Consider the following 20,920-nt stretch of genomic DNA (forward strand, 5'->3'; position numbering starts at 1 on the left):
TTCAATTTTCAGAATTACCGTTTCGCTGATTTCTGTGATGTCTGCACCTGCAACGTGCGCTCGTAGAATCACCCTATTGCTTAACACGACAGTGTTTCGGCGGCAAATGTATTTCTTTTGGTTTTCTGCTTTTAGCACAAAAAAATACGAGAGGTGATGAAACCTCCCGCAAACGGTAAATCATTTAATTGACATCATAGCCACATTCCGACAAAAGGATTGTGCACCGATAAAATTTCATTTACAACCCAAACTACTGTCATTTCTTCACCCTGAAATTATCCGAGTAACAGCCCGCGTATTCCTTTGAGTCAAAAGTAATCTTGACGGGCTGAGGGTACACAAAATCTTTGACGTTCGACTTTCTTAAGCAGCCATGAGATCACCCCTCACACAGCCCCTCATAATAGGTTTTCTCACTATCGGAGATTATTATATTCTCATTTGATAAACTAACAGGAATGCTGATAAAAAATTCTTTACACCGTTGAATGCTGATTTGATTTTTTTCTGTTGTCAGAATCGCACTGCCAAGCTTCCGCGCGATTGCCGCCGTAACAGATTCTTCAAAAAACAGCCAATCATGTGCACCGTTCCCTGAACGGGAACGCTCAACAGCTAACGGTATATCGAACTGTCTGCACACGGTTCTGACAGCGGTGACATCATCTTTCCGGTTTTCCTGCCGATAAATAAGGATTTGAACAACGCTATTTTCTTTTCGGGCGAAGCGTATTTATTGAACGCAGGCTCTTCGCGTTTTGCATTTTCAAGCCAAGCTTCAACCGGGCAGATAAAAGAACAGCCGTGCTCATTCTCGAAGAGCACAGCTGTCCTGTCGGTTATCATATCTGTTTCGGTTTTGATAAAGCGATATTCTTTTCCGTTAATGATAGCTTTTTGATTCATCATTTTTCCTTATTTGCTGTATTCAAGTTTTTTGCTATTGCTAACCGGTGCTTTGAAAGGGTTATCATGTTCTCACTAAGCAACCATCAAGCCCTCTTTCATGACATTCTGATAAAAAGGTAATACACCCAGATACTTTCGGAAAGTATCCGCGTCCTTAATCAACGGCGTGATTTGAACATCATACGCAAGTCCTAATTCAGAGGACTTTTCTGTGATGGAATCTCTGTATCTCCACAAATTCTCGGGAGCGATCCCCTTTACCAAAATCATCATATCCACATCCGAGTCGGGCGTATAATCGCCGCGCGCATAGGAGCCGTAGAGGATAACGGAATCAAGATGCTCACCGAAGGTCTCCCTCGCTGTTTTAGCTATTTCGGATAGAATTATCTGCAATTCACTTTTTGAGCACATAGGAACACTCCTTTCTCTTTGATAGTTTGATTATAGCATACCCAAATTTATGTGTCTATCTTTCTTTTGATTTTATACCGCCAACCCGTATTGATATGTAATCCTCTCAACCTGTCCCCTTTCACGCCACGAGCTCCGCATAAAATCTGTTTGTCGTACATGCCACATGACGTTAACCATATTACCACCGATCTGACCTGCCTGACGGGATGTTAGGTCGCCGTTGTAACCGTCCTTTAGGTTAACACCTACTTCTGATGCAGCTTCCATCTTTAGCTTATTAAGAGCAGCCTTTGCTTCAGGTACATTAATCTTGTTATTTGAGTTTGACATATAAATTTTCCTTTCTTCTCAGCATATTCACCATAAGAATTCTTCATTTATTCTGTGAATAATTTATCCTTATAGTGTAACAATACTGAATGTTGTTTTATTTTTCTTTATATTTTCAAGCAACAATTTCTTGTTGCAATAGTATTGTATGAGTATATAAACGAAATATTAAATGCAAATTTTGTTTTTTATTTTGCAAATTTTTGGGCAAAAAAAATAAGGACTTAAAAAAGTCCTTAAATTCGCAAAATAATAAAATCAATTATTTGTTAGCCATATTTTCCATTTTCTTTGCATGGTGCTTTAGTGCAGTAAATGTTTCATCACTGATAACATGTTCAATCTTACAAGCATCAGCTGCTGCAATTTTCTCATCAACACCTAACTTTCTGAACAATGCAGTAAGTACAGTATGTCTTTCATAAGTTTTCTCGGCTACTTCCCTACCTAAATCAGTAAGAGTAAGATGACCGTCACTGTTAGCAGTAACATAACCACCGTCTTTCAGTAGTCCCATTGCTCTACTGACACTAGGCTTTGAGTAACCTAAATATTCACCAACATCTATAGAACGAACATAAGGATGTTCCTTACTAAGTACATATATTGATTCCAGATACATTTCGCCTGATTCTTTCAGTTGCATAAATAACCCTCCTAAAATAAGGTTATATATATTTTAACATATATATATACTTTATGCAAACATTATTTGTATAGATTTTACTTTATGTTTACAAAAAAGTCACCTACCAATGATAGGTGACTTTTGAATTATAAATTTACTTTACATTTACCTTTAGGTTAAGTGTTTTAACACCATTAACCTTTACCTTTAGGTTAGCAGTACCTTTCTTTTTACCTACAATGAAAATTTCATTTGTTTCCTTAGCTTTTGCTACAAATACAATAACATTCTTTTTGTTGCCTGTACACTTGATAGCAATGCTTGGTACTTTGCCTTGTACTCTAACTACTGTGCTATTGCCCTTTTTAATATTAACATTAGTTTTTGAAAGTTTTGGTGCAGTAGTTACAGATATTTTAGTAGTAAGTTTTTTGCCATTAGTTAGTGTAGCAGTAACTGTTGTATTACCCTTATTTAAACCGGTTACAACACCCTTATTGTTAACTTTAGCTACTTTACTATTAGATACCTTATAGCTCTTTACAGTACCGTTAATCAACTTAACAGTAACATTAGCACCTGACTTTACTGAATATTTTGAACTTAAGAATTTTGCTGATGTTGGGTCATATACCTTTTTACCATCTTTGTAAACAGTAAAATGGATTACATTCTTACTGTCGACTTTATTTAGTAATGAAATAACCTTTGCAAGACTGCTGTTGTTATTTTCATAAGCATAACGAAGTGGCTTTACTGTACCGTTATTTACAACAAATAGTCCTAATTCATCAGGATACATTTCTTGATACTTAAATGTATAATCACCTAAATCCATTGTTTTAGCTGACATATCCGGTGCAACACCTGTAGCACTACCATAGAATATTGTGTTGTTACCGATTTTGCCTAAGTTAATAATGCCATAATCAGCATTACCACTTGGTTTTTTGTAGCCATTACTTACCATAAACTTATAGAATGTTTGGTATGGTGTTTCATTGTTTGAAGTATCAACATCATCACCGTAAGTTAAATCACTTAATAGATAACTTGACATTCTAGTAATTTCATCTGATGATGCAAGTTTGTAAATTTGGTCTTTAGTTAAGTACAAATCGGCATTAGGAATACCGATACAGTAGTAAGAATATTTATATTGACCTTCACCTAAAATATCATCAACAATTTTCTTGTCAACTGTATTATAAGTTCTAACATCTCTACCTAAATCGGTAAACCAAGTATCAACATAGATTTCTTCTGTGTCAGTAGCTTCAGCTAATCTTTGCTTTAGCTTATCACTAAACTTACTTGTTACATCTTTTTCTGTTTCATCAGCCATTACAACAACCATTGTAGAAAATACCATCATAATAGCCAATGTAATTGATATTAGTTTTTTCATAGAATTACCTCCTATTTAATCTTTTAGTTTTCTTTCATATAATGATTATACTATATAACAGCACTAAATAATAGAGCAAAAATAGCTAAAATTTGGTACTTTTTTTGTGCAGCACTATATTTTTTCTAAGTATTTTTATTTAATATATACAATATCAATATACTTATTTAAACATATTGCCAAAAGTATTTAACTAATCACACAAAAGAAATATCCCCCATAAATTGGGGGATTTCTCTTTACAAGGGGTTATATAAATAAATAGGAGATTGGGCGTTTTATTCTATGAAAATCACTTTTCATAAACACACTTTATAAACACATTTTTAATAATGATAAAAACAAAATATATTAAATTAATTTCAAGTATATTTCTATTATATATAGAAATAGTCTAAGAAATTAAAATTAATTAAAAACAAACTTAGTTGTCTGCTTATACTTTTCATTTGCTTTAATAACAGTTGTAGGGAAAATATCCTGATTTACTGCATCAGGGAAACCCTGAGTTTCAAAGCAAATACCTGAGTTTTCTTTATATGCCTTGCTATGTTTACTTTCTGTCAGAGGTACATCAACATAGTTTGCTGAATAAATATGAACACCTTTCTGGGTTGTGTAGCACTTTAGGTTAATACCTGTTTTCTCACCGATTAATGATGATGCAAGTACAAGGTCATCACCGTTATGATTTAGTACAAACATATGGTCAATACCTTTTTCAAGGCTAATTTGTATATCACTGCTGTTTAGTGCAGTTTCAACTTCTTTAAATTCGCTAAAGTCAAATGGACTACCCTTAGTAGGAGTAATCTCACCTGTTGGAATTAGGTTTTTGTTAATAGGAATATAGCTTTTTGAGTTTACTTTTAGTAGGTGGTTTATAACACTACCACTTGTGTCACCGTTAAGGTTAAAGTAAGAATGGTTTGTCATATTACAAACAGTATCTTTGTCAGAAACTGCACCATACTCTATTGTTAAGGTACTGTCATTGTCAAAGGTATACTTTACTTTTACCTTTAGGTTACCGGGATAACCCTCTTCACCATCAGCACTTGTCATTGTAAATACAACACTGTCATTTTCAATTTTAGTGTTCCATAGCTTTCGGTTAAAACCAACATTGCCACCATGAAGATGGTTGTTGCCGTTGTTAATAGGCAAAGTATATGCCTTGCCCTCTAAAGTAAATTTACCGTTAGCAATTCTGCCACAACATCTGCCGATTGTACCACCAAAGTAAGTACCGTTATTTTCGTAATCTGCAATATGCTTATAGCCTAGCACAACATCAGTTAAGTTGTCATCCTTATCCTTTATCATTAAGGAAACAATAGTTGCACCATAGTCACATACTGTTACACTTTCACCTATATTATTAACAATAGTATATAGGTGAGTATTTTCACCTTTTGAAGTTGTTTCAAAATCTCTGATTTCTACCTTTGACATTATTTTCACCTACCTATTACAATGTTTCAATAAACTTCTTAAATGCTTTTTTGCCACTTTCGTTTCTCTTAAATACACCTGCATCTTTAAGTACATTTAAGAATACTTCACCGATTTCTTTGTGGAGAATTTCATCAATATTTTCTTCATTGATGGAACTGTACTTCTGTGTAAATTCATTTACCCATTCGGTATGTTTACTGATTTCTTCAATACCGGAAATATCCTTACCGGTTAAAATTGCATCCTTTAGCATAGCCATTTCATTCTTTAATCTTGATGGCAAAACTGCAAGTCCCATAACTTCAATAAGACCGATATTCTCTTTCTTAATATGGTGTAAATTTTTGTGTGGATGGAATACTCCTAATGGGTGTTCCTCAGTTGTAATATTATTTCTCAGTACAAGGTCAATTACATACTTACCATTCTTTGTGAAAACAATAGGTGTAATTGTTGAGTGTCTTTCCCCATCAGTTTCAGCAAAGATGAAACTATCTTCATCAGTATAGTTTCTCCATTTTTCTAGGATATGCTCTGAAAGTTTAATAAGACTGTCAGTATCTTCACCTGTAAGTCTGATAACTGACATAGGCCATTTTACAATTCCACATTCCACATTTTCATAACCTGATACGGAAAACTTTTCTTCTACATCAGCTTTATTAAGTGCAAAGTTATATCTGCCACCTTGGAAATGTTCATGAGTTAGAATTGAACCACCAACAATAGGCAAATCGGCATTTGAACCGATAATGTAATGTGGGAACATCTTGATAAAGTCAAATAGCTTTCTAAATGTTGATGAGTCAATAACCATAGGTGTATGTTCACCGTTAAAAACAATACAATGTTCATTGTAATATACATATGGTGAATACTGCATATACCACTGACTGTTGTCCAGTGTTATAGGAATAATTCTGTGGTTACTTCTTGCCGGATGGTTAATTCTACCGGCATAACCTTCATTTTCTTTACATAGTAAGCACTTTGGATAGCTTGATTGCTTTTGTAGTTTTGCCTGAGCAATAGCCTTAGGGTCTTTCTCAGGCTTAGAAAGATTAATAGTAATATCAATGTCACCATACTCTGTGGAGGTTTTCCACTTTAAATCTTTCTTTACTCTATATCTTCTGATATAGTCGGTATCTCTGCTAAACTTATAATAATAATCAGTAGCCTTTACAGGAGAAACATTGTAGTTACTCCAAAATTCCTTAATAACTTCTGATGGTCTTTTTACCATTGTACTCATAATTCTAACATCAAATAAGTCACGATATGTAACTGTATTCTCAGGAATTAGTTTTCTTTCGTAAGCATAGTCAAGTAGTCCACTTAAAATTTCTTCAAGGTTACTTTCAGAGTCATCAGTAAGTTCTGCACTACTGTCATCAGGTTCATCTGTTTTGTATAAATCAAGTAACTGATTGATAGTATAGATAGTATCTTCTTTTTCTATAAGACCTGTGTTTAGTCCATAAGAAACTAATCGTAAAATCAAACTATATAAACTTGCTTTCATTGTTAAGACCTCACTTACTGTATCCGTTAGGATGGGTAGAATGCCACTTCCAAGCTGTACTGATAATTGTATCTAAGCTGTCATATTCAGGACACCAACCAAGAACTTTCTTTGCCTTATCACTTGAAGCAATAAGTACTGCAGGGTCACCGGCTCTTCTGCCTTCTTCAACAACCTTAATATCCTTGCCTGTAACTTCCTTTGCTTTTTCAATAACTTCTTTTACTGTAAAGCCTACACCGTTACCTAGGTTGAAAATATCACTTTTGCCACCATTAACAAGGTACTGTACTGCAAGGATATGAGCCTGTGCTAAGTCTGTAACATGGATATAATCCCTTACACAAGTGCCATCTTTAGTGTTGTAATCTGTACCAAAAATGCTGATGTGGTCACGCTTACCGGTAGCAGTTTGTAGGATAATTGGGATTAGATGAGTTTCAGGAGAATGAGCCTCACCGATTTCACCACTAATATGAGCACCACAAGCATTGAAGTATCTTAGTGATACATAATGGAGGTTGTGAGCCTTTTCTACCCAATAGAACATTCTTTCCATTGACTTCTTTGTTTCACCGTAACAGTTAGTTGGATTAGTAGGGTCGGTTTCTAGGATAGGTGTTCTTTCAGGTTCGCCATAAGTTGCAGCAGTTGAAGAAAATACAACCTTGTCAATGTTGTGAGCAACTAAAGATTGTAACAACACTTTAGTACCGTTAAGGTTATTGTCATAGTACTTAAGTGGGTTTGTCATACTTTCACCAACTAAAGAATTAGCTGCAAAGTGAATTACTGCATCAATGTCCTTTTCATTGTCAAGAACATTGTCAATATCTTCTCTGTTTCTAAGGTCACCCTTATAAAATTTGGCATCAGGATGAACTGCCTCTATGTGACCTGTTTCCAAATTGTCAAATACAACTACACTGTGACCTTGTTCAATAAGTCTATATACTGTATGTGAGCCAATATAACCAGCTCCACCTAAAACCAAAATTTTCATAAGTTTCCTCCTTAAATTACTCTGATACCACCGTATTTTCTAATCTTTAGAATATGACAAGAATTTTCTCCAAACACATTGTCAATAAATGACTTGTAGCTATCTACAAAGTCATTGTGTACAAATGCCTGAATTGTACCGGCAAAACCACCACCATGAACTCTGCATACACCATATGTTCTTAGTAGGCTTTCGCTTAGTGCAAGGGCAATTGACATATTCTGATGTTGTACATCTCTATTTGTATAAACATTTTGTAGATACTTAAATGATGAGTTACCTGACTTTTTGATTGCATCTAGGAATTCATCAAACTTACCCTTTTCAAGAGCATCAACTGCGTTTTGAACATTCTTTTCTTCTGTAAAGAAGTGGAATGCTCTAAGAGCAGGTCTGTCACCTACTGCCTCTCTAATTTTAGCAAGGTGAAGATAAAATTCGTTTGAGTCACATTCTCTAAGAACTTCCTTGCCCATATAGTTTGCAACTTTCTTCATTTCAGAAGGAATCATTGCATAGTCATCAGTAAGGTCAACATGGTCACCCTTGGTATCTACAATACATAGGCTGTAATTATACTGTTCAAAATCTGTAGTGATTTTCTTTACAATAGGCTTTTCAGGATTCTTAAAGTCAATGTTGATAATACCACCAACTGAACAAGCCATCTGGTCCATAAGGCCACAAGGTTTCTTGAAATATACATTTTCTGCAAATTGAGAAATCTGTGCAATTTCTACTGAGTCAATTTTCATATCATTATATAGACCTGAGATAATTGTACCGATAATTACTTCAAAAGCAGCAGAAGAAGAAAGTCCTGCACCAACAAGTACATCACTTGTTGCATAAGCATTAAATCCACCGATTTTGTAGCCTTTATCCTTAAGACCTTTTAGCACACCTCTGATGAGGCTGACTGTTGTGCCAGCCTCATCATCGTTAATTCTTAAGTCGTTAATATCAAGTGTAATCATATCGTAACCGTCAGATACAAGCTTGATAATGTTGTCATTATGCTTTGATGCAATAGCAATTGTATCTAGGTTAATTGAAGTTGCAAGTACCTTACCGTGCTGATGGTCAGTGTGGTTACCACAAACTTCACTTCTACCCGGTGCACTAAAGATTTCTACATTGTCAGGGCAAAAGATTGTTTCGTACTGTTCAATAGCATTAATGTATCTTTTCTTCTGATAATCAAGTACATTTTCATCTACATAAACATCTTTAAGTACATTATCATATTCACCGTTATATATTACCTTAATAGCTTCCTTAGTGTTAATCATTACTTAGCACCTACCTTTAAAGTATCTTTAGCTGAAAAATGTGATGGTTCTGTAACACCGTTTTCGTTAATTTCTTCTGTCATATCAATTTTGCCTTCTCTTCTGGCTGTAATAGTATTGATAATTCTCTTTAGCATATTGTCATGTAACTTATACTTTTTCTTGTATACTACATAAGCGATTAGCATACAAACTGCAGGAACAATGCACATTAAAGCACTGATTGATGCAACTGTTGCAAATGACTGTTCCTGACCCGGAACATACTTTGTACTACCTAGAGCAGCACCGATACCAAGAGCAGTTAAAGCTGCTGTAAACTTAACAATTAGTGTCTGTAGTGAGAATACAACACCTTCGTTTCTAACACCAAGTTTGTATTCACCATAGTCAACAACATCAGCAAGGAATACTGTTGCACAACCAAGTTCAAGACCTGTACCGAGCTTTACGATAACACCTGAGATTGAAGTTAGTACAACATTGTTTGGAGCAAAGATACCAACAAGTAGTAACATAATTAGACCAAAAGCAGGAAGTGTACAAGCAAGTAGGAATGATGTTTTTCTTGAAAGCATCTTAGCTACCTTAGGGAATACAATCAAACCAACAACTTCAGCAATAGATGCACTAATCATAAATGATGACATCATATCGGCATCACCACAAACATATTTGAAGTAGTATGTTGCAACACCCATAATGCACTGAATACCAATGTTGTATAGGAAAATTAGTGTAACAGCCCATCTTAGCTGATCGTTCTTACCGATAATCTTAAAAATATCTTTGAACTTAACCTTCTGTTCAGGAACTGATTTGTCCTGACCCTTAGGTAGGTTAATAACTGTAATACCGATTGTTAGGATAAATACTGCTGCAATAATTAAAGCAAAACGATGATAACCTGCTTGGTTAGTTGTGCCACCACTAAGTGCTTCAATAATCTTTACACCAAAACCGGCAATAATTAGTGACTGACCGATACTTGCGAAAATTCTAGGTAAAACTGAAACCTTTTCTCTTTCTTCAGGGTTAGTAGTTAGGTTAGGAATAATTGACCAATAAGGAATATCCATAATTGTGTAAGTCATACCCCACATAATATATGCTGCAGTAGCAAATACACAAAGGCCAACACCACTTAGGTGGAAATCTGTAAACAATACTACAAATATTACTGAGTTAACAAGTGTACCGATTACAAGCCAAGGAATGAACTTACCCCATCTTGACCTTGTATTGTCAACAATCATACCCATAAATAAATCGTTAAATGCGTCCCATAGTTTTGCAACAAAGAACATTGCACCGATAAATACAGGATTTACTTTGATAATATCTGTAAAGTAAATCATTGAGAATGTGGCAATCATACCGTAAATCATATCTTTACCTAAAGCACCAAATGCAAAGGTATATTTGATTCTTGCAGGAATCTTGCCGTCAAGTCTGCGTTCAGAACTGCGTTTCATAAAAAATCCTCCTTAAATATAAAAAATGAAACTAACCGTACAAAATGCATAAAAGAAATTAATATTATTAATTATTAATATGCTTTTTGCTTATCTGTTAACTAAATTATATGTTTTGTTTCATAAAAAGTCAATATATTTAGTAAACAAAATTAAAGTTTATCTATTTTTCACTAAACAACCCTTGCGTATTTAGTAAATATTCACTATAATAAGGGTAGAGGTGATGTATTTGGCTACTATTAGAGATGTAGCAAAGAAAGCTAATGTTTCTGTTGCTACTGTTTCAAGGGTACTAAACAATGACACAACACTTAGTACTTCTATTGAAACCAGACAAAAAGTCTTTGCAGCAGCAAAAGAACTGAATTATGTTAAGAAAAAGCGAACAGTATCAGCTCCTACCTGTGTTATTGGCATTTTGCAATGGTTCTCATCTAAGCAAGAAATCGAGGACAACTACTACTTCTTAATGCGTCAGGGTATTGAGGACTACTGTTCTAAGAATAATATAAATATTGTAAGAACTTTCAAAACAGATATTAACTATATGGAAGCACTTAATGATGTTGACGGTATAATTTGTTTAGGAAAGTTTAGTAAACAAGAGGTAGAAAATTTACGAAACTTAAACAGTAATATTGTTTTTCTGGATATGATTGTTGAGAATATTGAAATTACTTCTATCTCCCTAGACTTTAGACAAGCAGTTAACGATGCAGTTAACTATCTATATAACCTAGGTCACAAGGATATTGGTTTCTTAGGTGGTATTGAGGAGCTTGAGGATGGTACTGTTTATCCCGATAAGCGTTTATCAGCATTTGAAAATGCTTGTGACAGTAAAGGCATCAACTACAAAAATTATATTTTACAAGACAAGTTCACTACTGCATCCGGTTACGGTATGATGAAAGAACTTATTGAAAGTGAAAAAGTACCATCAGCAATTTTTGCAGCAAGTGACCCTATAGCTATTGGTGCTATGAGAGCATTACAAGAGAATGGCTACAAAATTCCGGAAGATGTTTCTATTATCGGTTTTGATAATACTGAACTTTCAGGATACACCAACCCACCACTAACCACAATGAGTGCACCGGTTTATGCAATGGGTATTTATGGTATACAGGTTATCAACACTATGTTACATTCTAAGAACAACAAGCTACTTTCTCCTATGAAAATATATATGCCTTGTCCTATTAAAATCAGAAATTCATGTGGAAAGCCACAACAGTAAAAGTATAAGGAAACACCCACCAAAAATTGGTGGGTGTTTTTCTGTTAAATGCTATATTAAATTTACAAATAATAATTACTTAATAACCTGATAATTAAGTTTACATTTCTTAGCATACTTATGACCTACAGAATTCTTATAAACCTTTGCCTTAAAAGGATTTACCTTAACAGTAATAGAGTTACCATTCCAATCAATGTCACTATAAACACCAATTGCATCCTTGCCTATTTCTTTAACTGACTTAGGAATTGTTAAAGCAGATAACTTAGTGTCATCATGTAGTGCATAATCATTAATGTAAAGCAGACCTTCAGGTAATGTAACCTTCTTTAAATTTTCACACAAATCAATTGCACGAGTACCAAGAATTCTTGTACCCTTCTTTACAGTAACTTGTTTTAAGTTTTGTTTTACACTTATTAGTGCATTACCACAATATAAGTAACCGTTTTTCCAATTTGATTCTGTATCATTAAATTCTGTGTCGTTAAAAACTTGCTCACCAATGTAAATTAATCTTTGTGACAGAGTTACATTTTTCAATCTATAACAATGGGCAAACGCATTATCTTCAATTCTCTTAACTGAGTTTGTCATTTTGATAGTCTTTATAGAACTGCTTTCACTAAATGCATTTTCAGCAATCTTATAAACAGTCTTAGGAACACTATAAGCAGAATTTTTCTTACCAAGTGGATAAATAGCAAGAGTTTTCTTTGACTTTGTAAACAATATGCCATCAATTGAAGTGTAGGTTTTGTTGTTTTTATTAACATTAATTTTTGTTAATTTGCTACACTCTATAAATGGATTACCCTGAATTTTTCTAACCTTTTCAGGGATTGTGATTGATGTAAGACTTTCACACCATCTAAAAGCATCATTTTCAATAGTTCTTAGGTTATTAGATAATTTAACAGTTTTTAATTTAACACATCCGGCAAAAAGACCACCTGGAATTACTGTGATGCCTTTTCCTAAAGTTACTTTCTTTAGGCGTTCACCTGTTTCAAGTTTACCAATATCAGTAACACCGTCTCTAACAATAATTTCTTCAGCATAGTTAGTTACAGACTCAGGTATTTCTGTAGTCATCTTACCCTTACCGTAAACAGTAAGAACCTTGTTATTGTATGACCATTTTACATCCTTACCACACTTACCACTTTTAGTAGAAGATGCTGATACCGATGTTTCATTAACTGCCATTGCACTTGTAGTTAGTGGCATAACTGTAAATGCACTGCAAGTGATTATCATTGCCATTGCTACTGCAAAACCTTTTCTAAAAATTTTCATTTCATCAAATCCTTTCTTATGTAACTTTTTCCGACTCATCTTCGGTTTTACCTGTTACATATATAACACTTTTCAACTTTACAAAAGGTTACATAATTTTGAAAATTTTTATTTTTATTATAAAAAAGCTACCCATAACTATGGGTAGCTAAGTCAATTAATTTTCATTTGACTCTATAATATAGATATTATCAGTATCAAACACCATATTTATCGGTTCGTTATAAATCTGATTTAGCATTTTAATATTGTCAACAAAAGGCAACACAAAACCATTTATATTAACGATAAACTCTTTCATAGTTTTATCAACCAAACTATCCTTATACTTATCTAGTTTATTGCTAACATCAATAAGACCTTCATCAACAGGACCTTCACCAACAATAGGTATAGAGCCGATAAACTTGCCTAATCCTTTACTAGCACTTGATAAACCTTTTAAAACATATGAATCAATAGTTGATTTTGATGAATTTTCCATCTTATCATAAATATCGGTATATAGTTCTCTATAGTTAGAAGAATAATCAAGAATTTTATTATTAACCGATTTCAAATATTCTGTTGAAAAATTCTCAAGCAACAAAACTTCCAAAAATGAAGAATAAGAATACATAAACAAAGCCAATTTGTAATCAGAAAATTCTGTATGTGCCTTTTCTCTTACTGATTTAATATCACGATTTGATAATAAAGACTTTAGCTTTTTTTCCGATTTTAACAATCTGTTGTCTATGTAAAATTATACTTTGTTCAGCATCTTTCCTAATATCTTGAACCAGTATATGCTTATTCGCAATATATTTTTCATTATTCCAATTATACTTATAATTGTTCATTACATCAGATAGAGTGTTAATATTACCTTTTAACTTTGCTCTTTCATTAAACTTTAGATAATCAAAAATTTCTTGCTGAGTTTCTTGAATGGTATTTAATTTTTGTTCAACATTTAGCATAGCTAAGGACATAAACAACATTGTAGGATTACAAGAAAGTGGATTAATTCTTGCTTGACCACCACCAACAGTTCCATCTAATGCTTTCAAAGAACCTAAATAACTATTTTCACCATTAAATTTATGCATAGTTTTGCCCATAGTGTTAACAAAATATAAACCACTGCCACCATTACCAATATGTAAAATATTTTGAATTGATGACACCACTGGTTCAAAAGCAACACCTAAAGCTGCCAAATCACCTAAAGTATACTTCTTATATTTATATTCAGCTAAATCATCTTCCTTTAAATTAGGAATAAATTCAGTATTCATCATAGTAATTGCATCTTGTTTTCTTTTTTCTATTTCATTCATAAATTCTACCATCCTTATGATAAATAACAAGTTTAAACATTTCTACAAAAATATTATAACCTATAAATTAGCAATATGCAATACTATTTTTCGATTAATTTGCAAATTTATGTATTATTTATACAACAAAGCTACCCATAATTATGGGTAGCTAAGTAAAAAACTTAAATTATCAATTTAGTGGTGGGATTATTTCTTCACCACTTGTTGCATCACAATACAGACAATGATATGACTTTTGACCATAACTATTATTAGTAGGTTCTAAGTCAACAACCTTTTCATCAGTCCAACAATGACCAAGTGCCGGTATTACAATTTCTTCAGTTTCGTCACAATACTTGCACATTCTAACTACAAGTCCATCTGTTTCACAATCGGCATAGTCTATAATTTCCGATGCTCCAAAACAATGTTCTGTTGCAGGAATATAATATGTGTCACAAGTTTCGTCACAATCATCACAATAAATATACGCAACACCTATGTCTGTGCAAGTAGGTTCTTCATCAACTGTATAGAATTTTTGCCAGTTATGGTCAACAGTATCAAGGGTTCTTTCTTGTATTTTCTTACAAGACTTACAAACCCTAGTTTCTACACCTTCATCTTGACAAGTAGGAGCTACAGAAACTGTCCATTCACCATAGTTATGACCTGTAACTGTAACAGTACATTTTGCTACCTTTTTACTACCGTCCACCGTTTCAGCAGAAATTACTGCCTTACCGTTTTCTATTCCTTTAACAATTCCATTATCGGTTACAGTGGCAACTTTATTGTTTGAGCTTTTCCACAAAACTTCTTTACAACTACCTTTTACAGTAGCCTTTAGTTTTAGGCCTAACCCTGCAGAAATTTTTACTGACTTTTTATTTAATTTAATAGATTTTGCTTTGCCACTATTGCTTACAACACTCTTGCTATATACTCCACTACCGTCACCGGAAGTACATTTGATTACTGCACATCCTTTGCCTTTTACTGTAACAACACCTTTTTTATTTAAAGTAGCAATCTTCTTGTTAGATGACTGCCACTTTACAATTCTATTATCGGCTTTAGTTGGTGTTACCTTTGCTTTTAATATAACTTTTGTACCTTTGCTGCCGGTAATAAGTGTTTTGTTTAGCTTAATAGTTTTTACTGCTTGTTTTACAGTTACAACACATTGTGCTGACAATTTACTGCCATCAGTAGATTTTGCAGTAATTTTTACTGTACCTTTTCTTAAACCTACTACAACACCTTTTTCTACAGTTGCAATTCTTTTATTTGATGAAGTCCACAAAAGCTTTTTGTTATTTGCATTTTTAGGATAAACCCTTGCAACTAATTTTACACTTTTATCTGACAAAACAGTTGCCTTAGTTTTGTTCAACATAATTTTCTTTACATAAACATTAGTGTCCTTAACCTTAGGCAATGTATAAGTTGTTTCTTCCATTTCAGGTTCAGTAGGATAGTCAACATATCTTGAACTTGGCTCTATATCATAATCATTAGTTGGTTCTTCAATATCAGAATTATCCTCTGTAGGAATTGTCACTTCATTATTATTTGGCTCTGTTGTTTCTGTATTATCAGTTGGAGTTTTAATATTATTGTTATTTTCATTATTGCTAACGGTAGTCACTTCAACACTACTTGGCTCAGTAAAGTTACTTTCAACAGTTGATGTTTCTTCTATAGTGTTATTTACTGTAGTTTCTGTTACAGAGTCAGTAGGTACAACAGGTATTGTATTGTCAGTCTCAATAGGAACAAATGTAAAGTCATTTTCCTCAGCATACTGTTGTGCAGTTGAACCGTAATATCCTTTTATAACAAAGTTATCATATTTGATAAATTCAGTAACCACACCATCATCATCAAAAACATATGAATAACCAAAAGGTTTATTTTCACTAACTTCATCATCAAAATTGTACTCAGTATTTGTAATAGTAATTTCACTTAGCTTAGGGGTGTCACTTAAAGAAATATTACCGTAACAATCCCACATTGATGGAAAACCAATAGCAGTTACATAGTCAAAATTACCGTTAAATTTTCCTAAACTATTTCTAAATTGATTTTCAGAGAATACTTCATTAGTAGTATTGTATGCTACAACATTACCACCAATTTCTTCAGGTACAGTAACCTGTCCACCACTGCCTAAATATGTAATAAGTGAAACTTTGTCATCTTGCAAAGTGTAAAGATAGTCAACATCATCAGCAGACTTTTTGTATGTACCAAGTGAAGTAAAAGGAAAGTTACAGTTATTTGCATACTTTTCTACATTTGAACCGGTATATCCACTAATAGTAAAGTCGGAAACCCTACTATACTTGTTAGTATCATCATCATACATATATCCAAAGGCATTTGCACCAACTCTGTTTACAGAATTAGGAATTGAAATAGACTTTAAATTTTTAATATTACTAAAGCCATCACCATAAACAACCTTTAGTCCATTATCAATATTTATTTTTGTAAGTGCATTACAACCATCAAAAGCAAAGTTCTCAACAACTTTTACACTGCTTTTAATATTAACAGTCTTTAGCTTTGTAAAATTAGTCACACCATAGCTACCGATAATCTGAACATTGTTGCCGATATTAAGTGTTTCCAAAGTAGTATTAATAACTTCATCATCGTTTTCAATCTTTGCCAAAGACTCAACCTTAGTTACCTTATAACCATCAATAGTACTTGGAATTGTAAGGCTTTTGCTATTACCCAAATACTGAGTAATTGTTGCATTGTTAGTGTCATCATCTACATAATAATAGAAGTTGCCACTTTTACTTTCTTCACCTGATGATTTTTCTATATTTATATTTTTTGCACTTACTGTAGGTGCAATACTAAACATAGAAACACATAACAAAAATGCTAACATAAATGATGTTACCTTAGAAACACTTTTCATTTTTATAACCCCTTACTAGAACGCTATAGTGAATTTGTACAAAACGAAAACCCACTAATTGTCGAAATGCTACATAAGATTTTTACTTTTAAAATAAAAACCTACTTTTTCATTCTGTTTAACTTTATCTTAGCACTTTTATATATAATTTTCAATAGATTATAAAAATTAATGTATAGTTTGTATGTTGTAATTAAATTATTAGGTAAACAAAAAAGCTACCCATAATTATGGGTAGCTTTATAAATTAAATTACTTACTTTTTGATTTTATATACACATACACCACATAGTGCTACAAGACAAAGAGAGAACATTACAATTAGCAAACCATCATTGCTACCTGTCTTAGGTGAAGTCATATCACTACCGCTACTTTCATCTGCTGTGCTGGTATTGTTATCAGCAGATTCAGTAGTTTCATCTGTTGTATCAGACTTCCACACACCATATAGGTTACAAATTGATGGGCTACCTGTTGTCTTTACTGTAATAATATCTCCTACATTGTACTTATTGCCATCATCATCTTTCCAATATAAGAAAGTATATCCATCTAATTCATATGAATTTTTTGGTGCAGTTACTGAGTATTCACAAGTTTCATTATTCCACTTTTCTTCAAAAGTTGGTTCATCACCGGTTACATCAAGTTCATCATCTTCACTACCATTGAAAATAAAGAAATTTGATGGACCTGTACTGTGTTCGTCAAAAACTTCTACATCATAAGTACCACTAACTGTGCTATTAGCTACAGAAGTTGCAGTTAAAGTTAACTTATCTGCATAATGATATGGTGCATAAACATAAATAGAATTTTCATCATCTTTTACTTTAGTATAAATGTTGTTGTTACTGTCACTACCTGTAATCTTCCACTGTACTTTAGCATCATCACCTGTGGCAGTCGTACCATCACTATACTTTACTGTAGCTGAAAATGTAGAACCTGAACCACATTCAATTGAATTTTCTGTTGAATCATTTTTCGTAAAGCTATCACACTTAATTTCAATTGTTGAAACTTTCTTTTCGTTAGTGTTTTCTGCTGCCATAACATTGATAGTACAAAAACTCATCAATAATAAAACAGTTAGTGCTGAAAATAATCTAATAATACTTTTATTCATAATTTACACTCCTTAATTAAATCTTCCGAATAAAACGAATGAACTGTTTTTTGGATAAACCACCACATGTTGACCTTGTTTTTTTACATTATTGTATGAATACTTATACAATTCTTTCAATGTTACTCTTCCGTTACCATCTGTATCAGCAAACAACTTGCAAGTTTTTTTCTGTACAGGATGCCAACCTGCCCCCATAGACCAATATCTTGTGGCAAGACTTACATCATCACCGCCTCGTGAAGTCTCATTTGCCTTTGATGAACATAAAACTACATACTTATTAGTAGTAAATCCCTTTATTTCAGTATTTTCATAGTTAATAAAATCATTAACAAATTTATCAGCAAAATCTGAATTATCAGTTGTGTTAAGCATAGTATCTTTAATCATTCTTCCAGAATAACAAGAATCAATAATAAGGACTACCTTACCATTAACATACTTATCTAATAATTTTCTTAGCCCTGAAACAGAAAAGTATGTATCATCAGAGCCAATATACACATTTCCATATCCATCGCCATGACAAGTCATATATATATAACTAACATCATTTGGTTTGTTATACTTAAAAACACTTTTTATTTTTGCAACAATATCTTTCTTTTTGTGATTAGGATAATAAACAACACTACTCATTTTCAAGCCATGATATATTGAATTTTTCATAACGCCGTTCATACTTTTGACATCATTAATAGGTACTTCTATTGTTGATGTTTCACCTAATAATATTGCTCTTCGATTACTATCTTTTTTCCACTGAGCATATAAATTTAATCTAGAACCAGCTTTACAAATATTTCTTATCTTTTGTCTGTTCTTATAAGAGATTTTACCTTTTTTTGTTTTTGACCAACCTAAGAATGTATATCCTTTTTTTGTAAAACTACATTTTTTGATATAAGCAAATGTATTATAAGCAATGGTTTGTTTAGTCATTTTTCCTTTACCACCATTGGCGTTAAATACTATAGAATAACTACTATTTTTACCTTTAACAGATATAGTGTTAATCTCTATAATACTAAACATCATCATCACACCTACAAACAGTGACAAGACTTTAATATAAATATTCCTACTCTTTTTCATAATGTATCTCCTTTTTCATAAATAACTTTGCTTGTCTATGAACTATAAATTCTAACTTTTGGTATTGTATCACATTAGTAAAATATTGTCAAGTATTATCACTTAGATAACAAAAATTATAATTTTCTTTAGATTTTTGTATATAAAATAATAATTACTAATATTATAATATTCTATAATAATAATTTAGTATATTTTATCATTTAATGCAAAGTTTTTTATTTTACAGTCCCATTTTTTACCTTGACGATAATTTTATAAAATAGTAGAATTGTGGTAGTAATAAATAAAGAATTTAAATTATCAACATATAATAAAAACTAAGGAGGTGGACTTATGTATCCAAAAAGCAAATGGGTTTCATTTTTTCTATGCTTATTTTTCGGTTGTTTCGGCATACACCGTTTTTATGAGGGCAGAGTACTTTTAGGCATTGTTTATTTCTGTACTTGTGGTATTTTTGGTATCGGATGGATTATTGATATTTTTCGTTATCTCTTTAAACCAAACCCTTATTACCCATAACCTGATTTTCAATTTAATCCACCTATAGCAAAAGCTGACACTACATAGTAATGTCAGCTTATTTTTATTAAGTAGCTTTTTCAATTTACACTTCTTGTATAAATTCATCTTCTATAGTGAACAGATAACTTGTAGAAAATTTATCTATTCTCTTCATACGGAATTCTTTACATTTCCTTAGTAGTGTTGTAAAAAGTTTCAGAATATCAGGGTCACTAAAATCATCACACCCTATAATAACCTCTATTACATATGAATTGTTGTCATCAATATGATGCCTTATCTCATACACATCATTATAATTGTCATCACTATCATAAAGTTGCTTTATCAAATTTCTTACTGTGTTATTCATTTTCACAACCTCCAACTGTAATATTGTAGCAATCATGCACCATAAAATTTAACCCTCCACCATGAAAACTTACCATATCTAATGGTATCTGTTCCGGATCTAGCTGATACTTTCCTAATAATGATACAAATGAACTAATCTGTTCTTTGTTCATTATAATTTCGTCAAATGACACCAATATACCTACTGCATTAAAGATAACATAGGGTTTCTGCGATATTGAAATTCCTTTTGAATTTTTCAGAATTTTCTGTAATGTCTTTGTAATGTGACACAATTTGTCAGCACCTTCCTTGGAAAGAACACCAACATAACCGGCATCATTTACATTTTTCATTGCCTGTAATAATCTAGGCAACATTTCCATAAATTCATTTGACTTTTTCATTAGCTCACCTTTTAACTTTCTGCAACAAAATAACCTTTCAGTCTATAAGCATAAACTAAAAGGTTATTGTTTTTCTTTGTTTTCTCTTTGTTTGGTTGTTGCATATATAACCGAAAAAAAGGCAACTGTTTTTGCACCATTTTATAAATTTTTATAATTTTTTACAAAAATTATTTTACCC

The 20,920-nt window shown here is 32.6% G+C and carries 20 protein-coding genes and 1 pseudogene; 2 read left to right on the forward strand and 19 right to left on the reverse strand.

The features are described 5' to 3' along the window. Positions 1-382: 382 nt before the first annotated feature. The 11 genes and pseudogenes from E5Z56_RS12145 to melB all read right to left on the reverse strand — a co-directional run bounded on the left by E5Z56_RS12145 (position 383) and on the right by melB (position 10,448). Entirely contained in the window at positions 383-646 is a 264-nt protein-coding gene (locus E5Z56_RS12145; RefSeq protein ID WP_408638820.1) for a TOTE conflict system archaeo-eukaryotic primase domain-containing protein, read from the reverse strand. Continuing rightward, positions 619-912 carry a hypothetical protein gene (locus tag E5Z56_RS03215; RefSeq protein WP_138156498.1) on the reverse strand — a complete coding sequence of 98 codons (294 nt, stop codon included), beginning with the start codon at positions 910-912 and terminating at the stop codon, positions 619-621. Before E5Z56_RS03215 ends, E5Z56_RS12145 begins: the two co-directional genes overlap by 28 nt. 72 nt (positions 913-984) lie before the next feature. Continuing rightward, entirely contained in the window at positions 985-1,326 is a 342-nt protein-coding gene (locus tag E5Z56_RS03220; RefSeq protein ID WP_138156499.1) for a nucleotidyltransferase domain-containing protein, read from the reverse strand. A 165-nt stretch (positions 1,327-1,491) separates the two neighbouring features. Beyond that, a pseudogene (locus E5Z56_RS11850) lies at positions 1,492-1,659 on the reverse strand (alpha/beta-type small acid-soluble spore protein); the annotation flags it as partial. Positions 1,660-1,921: 262 nt separating this feature from the next. Continuing rightward, complete coding sequence (locus E5Z56_RS03230; RefSeq protein WP_138156501.1) at positions 1,922-2,305, reverse strand: metal-dependent transcriptional regulator; 384 nt, start codon at positions 2,303-2,305, stop codon at positions 1,922-1,924. A 136-nt stretch (positions 2,306-2,441) separates the two neighbouring features. Next, positions 2,442-3,695 (reverse strand): Ig-like domain-containing protein, encoded by a 1,254-nt coding sequence (locus tag E5Z56_RS03235; RefSeq protein ID WP_138156502.1) that lies wholly within the window; start codon positions 3,693-3,695, stop codon positions 2,442-2,444. A 408-nt stretch (positions 3,696-4,103) separates the two neighbouring features. Continuing rightward, positions 4,104-5,150 carry an aldose epimerase family protein gene (locus E5Z56_RS03240; protein ID WP_138156503.1) on the reverse strand — a complete coding sequence of 349 codons (1,047 nt, stop codon included), beginning with the start codon at positions 5,148-5,150 and terminating at the stop codon, positions 4,104-4,106. A 16-nt stretch (positions 5,151-5,166) separates the two neighbouring features. After that, positions 5,167-6,678: a UDP-glucose--hexose-1-phosphate uridylyltransferase gene (gene galT / locus E5Z56_RS03245; protein ID WP_138156504.1), complete on the reverse strand. Its 1,512-nt coding sequence runs from the start codon at positions 6,676-6,678 to the stop codon at positions 5,167-5,169. A 10-nt stretch (positions 6,679-6,688) separates the two neighbouring features. Beyond that, positions 6,689-7,681: a UDP-glucose 4-epimerase GalE gene (gene galE / locus E5Z56_RS03250; RefSeq protein ID WP_022504970.1), complete on the reverse strand. Its 993-nt coding sequence runs from the start codon at positions 7,679-7,681 to the stop codon at positions 6,689-6,691. 11 nt (positions 7,682-7,692) lie between these two features. Next, on the reverse strand, positions 7,693-8,973 hold the full coding sequence (locus tag E5Z56_RS03255) for a galactokinase (RefSeq protein ID WP_138156505.1): 1,281 nt from the start codon (positions 8,971-8,973) through the stop codon (positions 7,693-7,695). Then, entirely contained in the window at positions 8,973-10,448 is a 1,476-nt protein-coding gene (gene melB, locus E5Z56_RS03260; protein WP_138156506.1) for a melibiose:sodium transporter MelB, read from the reverse strand. Before melB ends, E5Z56_RS03255 begins: the two co-directional genes overlap by 1 nt. A 232-nt stretch (positions 10,449-10,680) precedes the next feature. On the opposite strand from melB, the gene E5Z56_RS03265 reads away from it, so the two are divergent. Further along, complete coding sequence (locus E5Z56_RS03265; protein ID WP_138156507.1) at positions 10,681-11,691, forward strand: LacI family DNA-binding transcriptional regulator; 1,011 nt, start codon at positions 10,681-10,683, stop codon at positions 11,689-11,691. Between the two features lie 75 nt (positions 11,692-11,766). On the opposite strand, the gene E5Z56_RS03270 is transcribed toward E5Z56_RS03265, so the two are convergent. The 6 genes from E5Z56_RS03270 to E5Z56_RS03295 form a co-directional block, all read right to left on the reverse strand. Next, entirely contained in the window at positions 11,767-13,032 is a 1,266-nt protein-coding gene (locus E5Z56_RS03270; RefSeq protein WP_138156508.1) for a leucine-rich repeat domain-containing protein, read from the reverse strand. 118 nt (positions 13,033-13,150) lie between these two features. Next, positions 13,151-13,720, reverse strand: a complete 570-nt coding sequence (locus tag E5Z56_RS03275) for a hypothetical protein (protein ID WP_138156509.1) — start codon at positions 13,718-13,720, stop codon at positions 13,151-13,153. Beyond that, a complete protein-coding gene (locus tag E5Z56_RS03280) occupies positions 13,674-14,315 on the reverse strand; it encodes a hypothetical protein (RefSeq protein ID WP_138156510.1) in 642 nt (213 codons plus the stop codon). Before E5Z56_RS03280 ends, E5Z56_RS03275 begins: the two co-directional genes overlap by 47 nt. A gap of 172 nt (positions 14,316-14,487) precedes the next feature. After that, the gene (locus tag E5Z56_RS03285; RefSeq protein WP_138156511.1) at positions 14,488-17,241 is read right to left on the reverse strand and encodes an Ig-like domain-containing protein; all 2,754 of its coding nucleotides are present in this window, start codon (positions 17,239-17,241) and stop codon (positions 14,488-14,490) included. Positions 17,242-17,497: 256 nt separating this feature from the next. Further along, the gene (locus E5Z56_RS03290) at positions 17,498-18,373 is read right to left on the reverse strand and encodes a hypothetical protein (RefSeq protein WP_138156512.1); all 876 of its coding nucleotides are present in this window, start codon (positions 18,371-18,373) and stop codon (positions 17,498-17,500) included. Positions 18,374-18,385: 12 nt separating this feature from the next. Further along, positions 18,386-19,471: an InlB B-repeat-containing protein gene (locus tag E5Z56_RS03295; protein WP_138156513.1), complete on the reverse strand. Its 1,086-nt coding sequence runs from the start codon at positions 19,469-19,471 to the stop codon at positions 18,386-18,388. A gap of 336 nt (positions 19,472-19,807) precedes the next feature. On the opposite strand from E5Z56_RS03295, the gene E5Z56_RS03300 reads away from it, so the two are divergent. Next, complete coding sequence (locus E5Z56_RS03300; protein WP_022504963.1) at positions 19,808-19,996, forward strand: NINE protein; 189 nt, start codon at positions 19,808-19,810, stop codon at positions 19,994-19,996. Between the two features lie 85 nt (positions 19,997-20,081). On the opposite strand, the gene E5Z56_RS03305 is transcribed toward E5Z56_RS03300, so the two are convergent. Beyond that, the gene (locus E5Z56_RS03305; RefSeq protein WP_138156514.1) at positions 20,082-20,351 is read right to left on the reverse strand and encodes a hypothetical protein; all 270 of its coding nucleotides are present in this window, start codon (positions 20,349-20,351) and stop codon (positions 20,082-20,084) included. Continuing rightward, positions 20,344-20,739 (reverse strand): hypothetical protein, encoded by a 396-nt coding sequence (locus E5Z56_RS03310; RefSeq protein WP_138156515.1) that lies wholly within the window; start codon positions 20,737-20,739, stop codon positions 20,344-20,346. The genes E5Z56_RS03305 and E5Z56_RS03310 overlap by 8 nt, the downstream gene beginning before the upstream one ends. Positions 20,740-20,920: the final 181 nt, after the last annotated feature.

Origin of the sequence: Ruminococcus bovis, from assembly GCF_005601135.1 — a bacterium.
GTDB lineage: Bacteria > Bacillota > Clostridia > Oscillospirales > Acutalibacteraceae > Ruminococcoides > Ruminococcoides bovis.